At 45.4% G+C, this 10,335-nt stretch carries 8 protein-coding genes, 1 other RNA gene and 1 pseudogene; 8 read left to right on the top strand and 2 right to left on the bottom strand.

The features are described 5' to 3' along the window. Window positions 1-177 precede the first annotated feature (177 nt). Window positions 178-951 (top strand): ImmA/IrrE family metallo-endopeptidase, encoded by a 774-nt coding sequence (locus CH76_RS04920; RefSeq protein WP_036143749.1) that lies wholly within the window; start codon window positions 178-180, stop codon window positions 949-951. Between the two features lie 125 nt (window positions 952-1,076). Further along, window positions 1,077-1,385 carry a hypothetical protein gene (locus CH76_RS04915; protein ID WP_235190350.1) on the top strand — a complete coding sequence of 103 codons (309 nt, stop codon included), beginning with the start codon at window positions 1,077-1,079 and terminating at the stop codon, window positions 1,383-1,385. 49 nt (window positions 1,386-1,434) lie between these two features. On the opposite strand, the gene CH76_RS04910 is transcribed toward CH76_RS04915, so the two are convergent. Next, a complete protein-coding gene (locus CH76_RS04910) occupies window positions 1,435-4,092 on the bottom strand; it encodes a transglycosylase domain-containing protein (RefSeq protein ID WP_036143745.1) in 2,658 nt (885 codons plus the stop codon). Then, window positions 4,089-4,694 (bottom strand): Holliday junction resolvase RecU, encoded by a 606-nt coding sequence (recU, locus tag CH76_RS04905; protein ID WP_036143743.1) that lies wholly within the window; start codon window positions 4,692-4,694, stop codon window positions 4,089-4,091. Before recU ends, CH76_RS04910 begins: the two co-directional genes overlap by 4 nt. A 118-nt stretch (window positions 4,695-4,812) precedes the next feature. Here recU and CH76_RS04900 point away from each other — a divergent pair, with 118 nt between their 5' ends. The 6 genes and pseudogenes from CH76_RS04900 to rnpB all read left to right on the top strand — a co-directional run bounded on the left by CH76_RS04900 (window position 4,813) and on the right by rnpB (window position 10,168). After that, window positions 4,813-5,166: a YppE family protein gene (locus CH76_RS04900; RefSeq protein ID WP_036143740.1), complete on the top strand. Its 354-nt coding sequence runs from the start codon at window positions 4,813-4,815 to the stop codon at window positions 5,164-5,166. Between the two features lie 2 nt (window positions 5,167-5,168). Then, window positions 5,169-7,423, top strand: a pseudogene (locus CH76_RS04895) (DEAD/DEAH box helicase). Between the two features lie 115 nt (window positions 7,424-7,538). After that, complete coding sequence (locus tag CH76_RS04890; protein ID WP_036143738.1) at window positions 7,539-8,078, top strand: hypothetical protein; 540 nt, start codon at window positions 7,539-7,541, stop codon at window positions 8,076-8,078. Between the two features lie 24 nt (window positions 8,079-8,102). Further along, complete coding sequence (locus tag CH76_RS04885) at window positions 8,103-9,356, top strand: ribonuclease H-like domain-containing protein (RefSeq protein ID WP_036143736.1); 1,254 nt, start codon at window positions 8,103-8,105, stop codon at window positions 9,354-9,356. Between the two features lie 51 nt (window positions 9,357-9,407). After that, a complete protein-coding gene (gpsB, locus tag CH76_RS04880) occupies window positions 9,408-9,713 on the top strand; it encodes a cell division regulator GpsB (RefSeq protein WP_036143733.1) in 306 nt (101 codons plus the stop codon). A gap of 76 nt (window positions 9,714-9,789) precedes the next feature. After that, window positions 9,790-10,168, top strand: an RNA gene (gene rnpB, locus CH76_RS13675) — RNase P RNA component class B. The last annotated feature ends 167 nt before the right edge of the window (window positions 10,169-10,335 follow it).

The raw sequence follows: 10,335 nt of genomic DNA, 5'->3' as shown, positions 1-10,335 counted from the left end.
GCATTCCTTGAGGATGGGAGACTTCTTTCGGAAAGCCGTTAAAAATTTTTCGGCTGCTAGTTTTAATGCTAAGGATAGTGAAGCGTTTCGAGAAACTATGGTGGTGCTAGATGACATGATGACCATTATACATGCCTTGAAATCGGCAAAAAATATAAAGTAGGGGAGGGCGATAGGATGATTACTAAAAGTAATGTAGCAGAGGTAGTAAACAGTAATTATGATATTTTGAGTCGTGTACAAAGTCAGGTAGCTAGTGTTAAGGAGTTAGGCATGGCGTTTCGAAATGCGCCTATTGAAGCGATTAAGCAATATATTGCGAAGCATGCAAGTTTGCTGATGTTCCCGAGTAATGACTTAGCTTATGGTGGTTTAGTGACGTACCGTGACGGGCGTTTTTATGTGCATATTAATACGAAACAGCCAAAAGTGTACGAAAATTTTATTTGGGCGCATGAGTTTTATCATTTGTATTTTGAGGCAGAGGACATTAAGTCATCAGATGTATCGACTTATGCAGATGGGAGCGCATTAAACGAGCGTGAACGCAATGCTAATTTGTTTGCGGCAGAATTGCTAATTAATCGGGAGGTATTAGCGGATATTTACCGAGGGCTATGTGAGATGCACCCTCATGATAAGTTAGCTACACAGGTGATTAGATTAATGCCAGCGTTTAAGCTACCTTATAAGGCACTTGTTATTAAGTTGGCGCAAGATAAATTAATTGAAATGCATGAAGCTGAAGAAATTATTGATTATCCTTACCAACAACAGTTACCTGCGGATTTTGATAGTACCTTATTATTGTCGAGTAACAGCATACAGTTTGATGGTATCGAGGAGTTATTGCAAGATGCAACAGTAAAAGAAAATATGAGAGCGACAGATTACGATACTATTGCTGGGCTGTATGCTAAGCATTTGACTAATTTTGAAAAGCTCCTATAAAAACAAGCCTCAGATAGTTGGCATCTGGGGTTTGTTTTTGGTTAAAGCGGTAAGCTAAAGCGTATGCCTTCGTTTGGTGCGGGTTGGATGGTGAGATCACTACCGTATTGCTTTTTGAGGCGCATGTGAGTGTTGCGGATGCCTGTTTTGCTAGAGAAGCTGCGGGTGAGGAGTTCGTCCGCAAATTCGCCTGCACTGTCGTCACCAATTTGTATAAGTCCCTCAGGCGTTACGCGGATGGTAATCGTGCCACTTTTTTGTTTGGCAATCCCATGACGCACGGTGTTTTTGGCGAGTGGTTGACTGGTTATATACCTAATATTGACGAAACTACCTATACCTTAATCATAATCGCTAAAATTGATGTAAATGTTAATCAAGCTATGAGAAAATTAACGAGAAGAAGTGGTGACAAAGCCCATCTAATGCAATGAAAAAAGAGAAATTGAGCGCACTCAATTTCTCTTTTTCTTTGATTTTTATTTATTGGCTAGGCGGTTGTTGCTGTCCTTGGCCTTGTGATTCAGGTGGTTTTGGTTGTGTTGGTGGTGTCGTTACGGGTGGGGTAGTTGTACCGCCACCGTTATTGCCACCTTCATTACCATTACCATTGTTTGTATTGCCACCATTATTGCCGCCAGTGTTTGGTTGCTCAGGTGTACCAGTGTCGTTGCCTTCATTGCCACCATCAGGTTGCTCTGGCTCTTCTGGTTGTTCTGGCGTTACTTCTTCTTCTGGTTGCTCCGGTTCTTCTGGTTGCTCTGGCTCCTCAGGTTCAGGGGCGCTAACAGTTACCGTTGCTGCACCTGCTGGGCTTCGTTTACCATCCACAATGGCTACAACCGTTACGGTATAGCTGTTGGCTGTGCCAGGGTTTGGTGTAGTAAAGCCACGGTCTTTCGTTGTTGTTAAGTTCATACCATCAAGCGCAACTTCAAAGCTTGCGTTGTCGCTAGGGTGTGACCAGCTAATGGCGATTTGACCCGCTTCATTAATCGAAGCCGAAACGCCTGGTGCTGCTAGACCTTCTTTTTCTTTTTCATCTTCTTTTGGTGGTGCATAGTTATTTGATACTTGTGTTGGTGCTGTACCACTTACAAATAGCTCAGTGCGGCGTTTTTCGGCTGGTGTGCCTGCGCTCGCAAGCTGAACAGGGTTAGTACCTACTTCAATTGTTGCCTCGATAACAGAGCTTGGACGTGTGAAGCGGCTCGGATTATCCGAAATACGGCCCATCACTTCGCTAAATAACTCTTGTGATAGCCAGCGCTCCTCCCAAGACGTCATTGCATCTGAACGCTTCTCGTAGCCGCTCCATACAGCAATTGTGTACTCTGTTGTGTAGCCCGCAAACCATGTTTCTGGCACGGCATCACTGCGTAGCCCGTATGTGCGTAGCTCCTCGTCAGAGTAGTTAGTCGTACCTGTTTTACCTGCCACATCAATACCTGGTACGTTAGCGCGTGCGCCTGATGCACCTGGTTTGTCGCTTACTACATCACGCAGCATATCTGTAATCATATACGCTGTGTAATCGCTCATTGCGACATTTGATTTTGGTTTAAATAATTTTTCGGTTACACCGTCACGGTAGACGATTTTTTCGATGGCATGAGGTTTGTTAAAGACGCCCTCATTACCAAATGCGGCATAAGCACCCGCAAGTTGTGTGGTTGATACGTTAGCTGTACCACCACCAAGTGCATCTGACTCCACAAGGTAGCCTTCTTTTGGCTCAATGCCAAGCCCACGAACAAAATCAAGTGAGCGATCCGCACCAACTTCTTGGAAGGTTTGTACGGCTGTTGTGTTACGTGACATATACAGTGCTTGACGCATTGTTAATGTGCCAAGGTAGTTCATATCTACGTTATTAACGCTAATACCACCTGAGTAGGTCGTTGGTTTATCAACAAGCGCATGACCTGTTGACCAGTTTTTGTATTCGATAGCTGGACCGTAATCCGTTAACGGCTTCATTGTAGAGCCAGGTTGTTGGATAGAGTCCGTTGCGTAGTTAAAGCCACGCTCTGAGCCGTAGTGACGTCCGCCACCAATGGCTTGGATAGCACCTGTTGTAGTGTCAACTACCGAAAGCCCTGATTGGATTTTTTCTGTAGGGAATAATTCGTCATTATTCATTACTTCTTCTACTTGTTGTTGTGCTTTTGGATCAAGTGTTGTGTAAACGGTAATGCCTTCAGCAAGTGCTGAGCTTTCGCCGTTTTCTTCTAGCTCATCAATAACAACATCAAGGAAGGCATCGTATTTAGAGCCAACTACCGCTAGGCGTTGCTCCTCTGTTGTTAAGCCTTCTGTAATGCTTGCTTGTTTAGCTTCTTTCATTTGAGCTTCGGTAATTTTGCCGTGTTGTGCCATTAATGTTAGCACGATGTCACGACGGAATTTAGCATCCTCTGGGTATTTTAACGGGTTATAACCGTTTGGCGCTTGTGGCATACCTGCAAGTAATGCACGCTCTGGTAGGGTAAGATCCTCTAGCTTTTTGTTGTAGAAGTATTTAGCCCCTGTACCAAAACCGTAAATGCGACCTGACATTAGTACTTTGTTAAAGTACATTTCAAAAATTTCTTCTTTAGAGTAGGCGCGCTCAAGTTTAAACGCAAGCCAAGCTTCTTGTGCTTTACGCTTTAATTTTTTTTCGTTTTGTAAAAACGAGTTTTTGACAACTTGTTGGGTAATCGTACTACCACCCTCGGCCCCAAAGCCGCGTGTTAGGTTGGCAAGTACTGCACCGCCTAAACGATAAAAGTCCATGCCGCTATGTTCAAAGAAACGTACGTCTTCAGTTGCGATAATGGCATCAATCATTTCTTGCGGGATGTCTTCGTATTTGACGTACTCACGGTTTTCCGCGCCAATGGTCGCAAAGACATCGCCATTTTTATCGTGGAATACAGAGGACAGTGGGTCTTTTAATAATTTTTCGTCAAGCTCAGGTGCTGAGCTAACATAGTAGGCAAATAACCCTGCGCCTGCTACTAACATGAGTACGCCTAGTGCAACAATGCTTAAAATAATTTTTTTCACAAGCCCTTTGCGCTGTTTTGGTGGCTTCTCACTTTTTGGTTTTGCCTTACGTTTGTGTGCATCTGCACGTGACCGTTTTTGTTCAGTCATTTTGTTGTCTCCTCACTTTCTAGACTAGGTAAGCAACTTACATAGTCGATGCGTGGCATATAGTCCGTCGCGAGTAAATGGGCGTGTTGCTCAAACTCCTTAAGGGGGATTGACTTGCGCCCGTCGTTCTTCAACGCTTGCCAGTACGGCACTACTAATTGAAGCGGCACAACATACGTGCGCTCAAGTGTCGAAAAGCGAATGATGAAAAATACGATACCTCCGTGACGTTGTACAGCAGCCATATGTTGCATTTGATGTTCGTGGATATTGTTTAGTGGAAAGGACGTTTTGTTTTTCGTTTCCTTTGCTTCAAAGTCAATGTACTTGCCCTGCCAAATGCCGTTGTAGTCCGTTGTTGACGGGGTACGAAAATAGGCCTCGCGAATAACAGCGGCGCTACGCATCGGGTAATCCACCTTAACGATTTGCACGGGCACTGGCTTTTTATGAATGACGGCAATGTCGTGGGCTGCATAGTAAAGGTTAGTTTCGTTGAGGTCATCCTCAAGTGACTGCCCGCGGTTACCATACGACACCTTTTTAGGCGCCTGCACGCTAGGCTTTGCGCTATAGCGCTTACCATTCGGGTAACGAATCATAAGTATCAGCTCCTTATACTGTAAGCATAGCGTATTTCATCGCAAAATCGTATCAAAAAGTACAGCAGTTGTAAAGAATATACGTTCGATATATGATAAGGAAAAGGAGTGTATTACTATGACACTATATCAACAAACCACAGCGCTGCTTGAGGTATGCGAAGGTTGCCTCACACGTTTTTTTACGATGCGTGAGCAAGCGGCAGTACCTGATTTCTTTACAGACGTTAAACCTTTTGCGGACGAATGGCAACCACAAGTTAATGACTGGGCACAGGCTGCAACTGCATGGCTCGCTGACCACCCACAAAAATATATGCATGCCGTACAGATTGAATCGGCAAAAGAAGGCTTAAATCAAGTTATTGTCCAATCTTTTTATAAGGAAACGAGCAAAAAGCGCTTTACTGATACGGTTTTTGCTGCGCGCTATACATTAAATAGCCTACAAAAGCTACTTGAGGTGCAATAAGTATGCGTAAAAATAAAACGATTGCTGAGCTGATTGCCCACTGGCAAAGCGGTGAACGCGGCGCTAATATTGCCCACATTGCCACCTTACCCAAAAAGCCTGCACACTATGCCAACTTACCGCAAAGTATGCATAAAAAATTGCGACAGGCACTCGCATCCCGCGGGATTACAGCGCTTTATACGCATCAGCGACAGGCGTATGATTTTGCGATGGCTGGTACATCGTTTACCGCGATTACCCCAACGGCATCGGGTAAGTCGTATTGCTATCACTTGCCTGTGTTACAAACGATTTTACAAAATCCACAGGCGCGTGCGTTATACTTATTTCCGACCAAGGCGCTCGCACAGGATCAGTTAGCGGATGTCACAAATTTAATCGAAGCGGCAGATGCCGATATTTTAACGTATACGTATGACGGTGATACCGCTAGCAATTTGCGCCAAAAAGTACGTAAGGCAGGGCATATTGTAATGACCAACCCTGATATGCTACACTCGGGCATTTTGCCGCACCATACAAAATGGGTATCACTTTTCGAAAACCTAAAATTTATCGTCATTGACGAGTTGCACACCTATAAAGGTGTGTTTGGTAGCCACGTGGCGCATGTGTTACGTCGCTTACAGCGCATCTGTGCCTTTTACGGCGCAAACCCTACTATCATTTGTACATCAGCTACCATTAAAAATCCAAAAGAGTTAGCGGAGGGGCTAACCAACACCACACATGCCGTCATTACACAATCAGGCGCGCCTGTTGGTCAAAAAACCTTTGTCTTTTACAATCCACCTGTGACCAACGCAGTGTTTGGGGTGCGTAAAAGTGCGGTGCTTGAAGTAAGTGCGCTCGCTAAGGAATTATATACGGCAGGCATCCAAACTATTGTTTTTGCGCGCAGTCGCGTGCGTGTGGAAATGATTGTGACGTATTTACAAGAGTTAACCAAACGCAAAATTAACGACGACGCCATTATGGCTACCGCGGCGGCTATTTGCCGAGCGAGCGCCGTGTCATTGAGCGCGGCTTGCGTGAGGGGCGCATTCGAACGGTAGTAAGTACGAATGCACTTGAGCTTGGTGTGGACATTGGGCAATTGCAAGCGTGTATTATGACGGGCTACCCAGGCACGATTGCGAGTGCTTGGCAACAGGCAGGGCGTGCAGGTCGTAGGCAAGACGAAGCGCTAATTGTGTATGTTGCGCAGTCTACCGCACTTGACCAATACATTATTGAGCACCCTGATTTTTTACTTGGGCAGTCGCCAGAAGAAGCGCTCATTTACCCCGAAAATATGATGATTTTAATGGACCATTTAAAATGTGCCGCCTTTGAGTTGCCATTTAGCACACAAGATAGCTACGGTGGTTATGACATACAGGAACTACTGTCGTATTTGGCGGAGGAGGGCGTTGTCTTTAAAACGAGCGAGCAGTGGCACTGGATGAGTGACCGCTTCCCCGCACAAACCATTAGCCTACGCGCTGCCGCGCAGGAAAATGTCGTTATTATTGATCAATCTGTAACAGGCAGTGCGCGCGTTATTGGCGAGATGGACCGCCATAGTGCCATGACACTACTGCATGAAGAAGCCATTTACCTACATCAAGGCATTCAATACCAAGTGGAGCTGCTCGACTGGGAAGAGAAAAAAGCCTTTGTGCGTGAGGTAGAGGTGGACTATTATACCGACGCTAATCTCGCTGTCGAAATGAAGGTATTAGATGAAGATAAATTACGCCATGCACCACATGTGACGATTGGTTACGGTGATGTGGGGCTTGTTGCACAGGCAACGATATTTAAAAAGATTAGGTTTGGTACGCATGATAACATCGGCTCAGGGCCGATTACGTTGCCACCAGACGAAATGCATACCAATGCGACGTGGTTATCCTTTACACGCGGTGCGCAGTGGACGGATGAGCAACTAACTGATGCCATGACTGCGGCAAGCTATGCGATGAATGCGTTTATTCCGTTGTTCATTCGTTGTGATGCACAGGATATGGCGGTTGTGCCGCAAGTTAAGGCCACCCATAACGAGCTACCGACATTTTTTGTCTATGACCGTTACCCAGGAGGTATTGGTTTAAGTGAGCGTGTGTATGATTTGTGGGAGTCGCTACTTAGCCGCACCCTCGCGCATGTTACGGCTTGCCCCTGTGAGCAAGGCTGCCCTGCTTGCATTGGTGCACAGGACGGCGCGTATGCCAAAGAGCGCGTGATTACTTTACTGCAAAAATTGATATAACTGCCACCCAACTTTCGCTTTGTGAGAGTTGGGTGTTTATCATCTAGGGGGAATAGTTGCGCAAATGCACGAAATCTATTATATTTTGGTTACGAAGCAGCTAGGAGGAGTGGCTATGCCAAAATGGATAGGTGCAGTGCTAGTGGCACTACTGCTAGGTGCTTGTAGTGAACCGTCTGATGCGGTTGTCACAAGTGAAGATTTCACCATTTCGAGACAAGCCTTTGAGGCGTATAAAGAAAATGTGCAACAGGTGTATGTAAGTAATGAACAAGATTTTGATGTGCCCGATAGTGAGTTGCTTAATCAGATGATTGAGCGCGAAACACTACTAAGCATAGCGCGTGCGCGTGGTATTGCGCCTACTGAGCAGGAAGTAGCACGCTATGCCCAGGCAACAAAAGAGGCGTTTGAAACGAAGGCTTCTGCCCAAATGCGTAAGCTTCATGCACAGCTGGCGGATAAGTTAGGTGTGAGTAAGGATGCGTACTTTACCCATCCAAGTGTAATGAAGCAGTATGAGGAGCTATTAACGCTTGAGGCACTTATTGCAACGCTTACAGCAGAGGGCACGGTGACAGATGAGCAGACGCTTGCTAAATATGTGCAACAGCAACGGCCACCTGTCACTATTGACGATAGCATCCGCGAGTAGTGGGTGCTTTTTAGGAGGTAGTGTATGTCGTATGAGCAAAAAATGATGGCCATGAAAAAGATGCTAAAAAAAGCGCCAACTTCAACCCCAAAACAAACACCAAGTAAACCCGCTGTACCGCCATACTGTGAGGCGTGGGAGGCAGCTGGGCTAAAGGCAATTTATAATGAATTTGGCATGTGTTTTGTGCGCGAGCAATTTTACCCGCATGACACAGTGCATGGTAATTTTATGCTAGGGGACTTGCATAAAGCTATGGCAGATTTACGTGCATCAGGTATTGCTCACCCATTAGTACCGTCTGCGGATGTTATGTTTTTTGATACAGAAACAACAGGGCTAAAGGGCGTAGGCACACAAATTTTTATTTTAGGTGAGTTGCACTGCGAGGCGGATGGGTTTCGGTTAAAGCAGTATATCCAAGCAGACCCTGCAAATGAAGCGGCAATGTTGTTTGCATCGAGTATGTGGCGGGGTAAAGAGGTAGTAGTTACGTATAATGGCAAGAGCTTTGACTGGCCGCAGCTAACGACACGCTTTACATTGCACCGCGCACAATTGCCAAAGCTTGAGATGCGCGAGCAACTGGATTTACTGCATACCGCACGTCGGCTTTGGCGCGAGGATGTGGCGTCGATGAAGTTAAGTGCTATTGAGCAACATAAACTAGGCTTTACGCGTGTGGATGATATCCCAGGCTTTTTAGCGCCCATTATTTATGCGGATGCCGTACGAAGCGGCAACCCTACGTCATTACTAAAGGTGCTTGTGCATAATGAGTGGGATTTGTTGTCACTCGTGACGCTCTATACACACGCAATTCATTTGATTTTACAACAACAACAAGAGAGCGCGAAAACCTATACCAATATTGGCAAATGGTACAGGGATTTAAAAGCGCATGATACAAGCGCACAGGTGCTCACGCAGGTGACAGAGCGCTATGCAGTAGCTGACACTTACGAGGCGTATTATTATTTAGCACTTCAGCAAAAGCGCGCAGGTGAGTTTGCGCATGCACGCGATAGCTTTTTAAAGGCACTCCCTAAGCTAAATGAAGTGCAACGCTTAGATGCCCATGAGCATTTGGCGAAGCTGTATGAGCATCAGTTTTTGGCAGTCGAGGCAGCGCTTGCCCATTGTAACGCGGGTCTTCAACTTATTGCTTCTAGCACGCGCCTAAAGGACGAGGCACGTGCCCGTCGCCTGTTTACGTGGCAAAAAAGAAAGTTGCGTTTAACCCGTAAACAAAGTGATAAAGATGACGATATTGAGTAGGCTTATGCTATAATAAAATTAGGTATGGATATGCAAGGGAAGGTGAATGTAATGGAACGTAGACTTACGTCAGACCAAATTTTTGAAAAAGAATTTAGTTCAAGTTTCAGAGGCTATAATACAGATGAGGTAAATGATTTTTTAGATATTGTTATTGAAGACTACAACACATTCGAAAAAATGGTGACTGAACTACAGGAGGAAAATCGCCGTTTAAAGGCAAATGCGGGTGAAGTTGTATCGCGACGCGCAGCAACCAATGGTACACCTCCACGTACCAACACCCAAAATTTTGACATTTTAAAGCGACTTTCGAACCTAGAAAAGCACGTTTTTGGCGATAAGTTATCTGAATAATTGAGGCGGGCGGCTTAAAACGACGGTTATCGTTGTTTTTTAGCCGCCTTTCTAGTATAATCGCCATAGCATTAGTTGACCTGAGTAATCGCTGCGTCGCTTTGACGGCGTAGAGGAAAGTCCATGCTCACACAGTGCTGCGATGCCTGTAGTGTTCGTGCATACTGAAAAAATAAGGTATGGCAGTTAGTAGCTGACGGCGGAAGTAATACCTAAGCCTTTCGAGGTATGGTAGACGCTTCCTTAAGGTGCCACAGAGACGAAGCTTTGCGAGAAATCGTAAAGGTGGAACGAGGTAAACCCCGCGAGTGAGAAACCCAAATTTGGTAGGGGCACTCTCTAGAAGGAACTGAACGGAATAGAGGGACGGAGCAATCCGTAGACAGATGATTACTACTCAGTCGTACGAGGCTAACGCCGCTTGAGTACTTGAGGACAAAACATGGCTTACAGGGTCGATTAATGAATAATTTTAAACCAGAAAGCTCTCTAGCAATTAGAGAGCTTTTGTACATTATAGCTACAAGTAGCACAGGCGTACTTTGGCAGAGTGCGTAAAATGCCTTCAATCCATATAAGAAGTCATTTACTTTTTGTTGTGAAATTGATTATAGATAGGATG

This window comes from Lysinibacillus sp. BF-4 (assembly GCF_000743635.1).
Taxonomy (GTDB): Bacteria; Bacillota; Bacilli; order Bacillales_A; family Planococcaceae; genus Metalysinibacillus; species Metalysinibacillus saudimassiliensis.
This window is presented reverse-complemented; position numbering and strand designations above follow the sequence as displayed.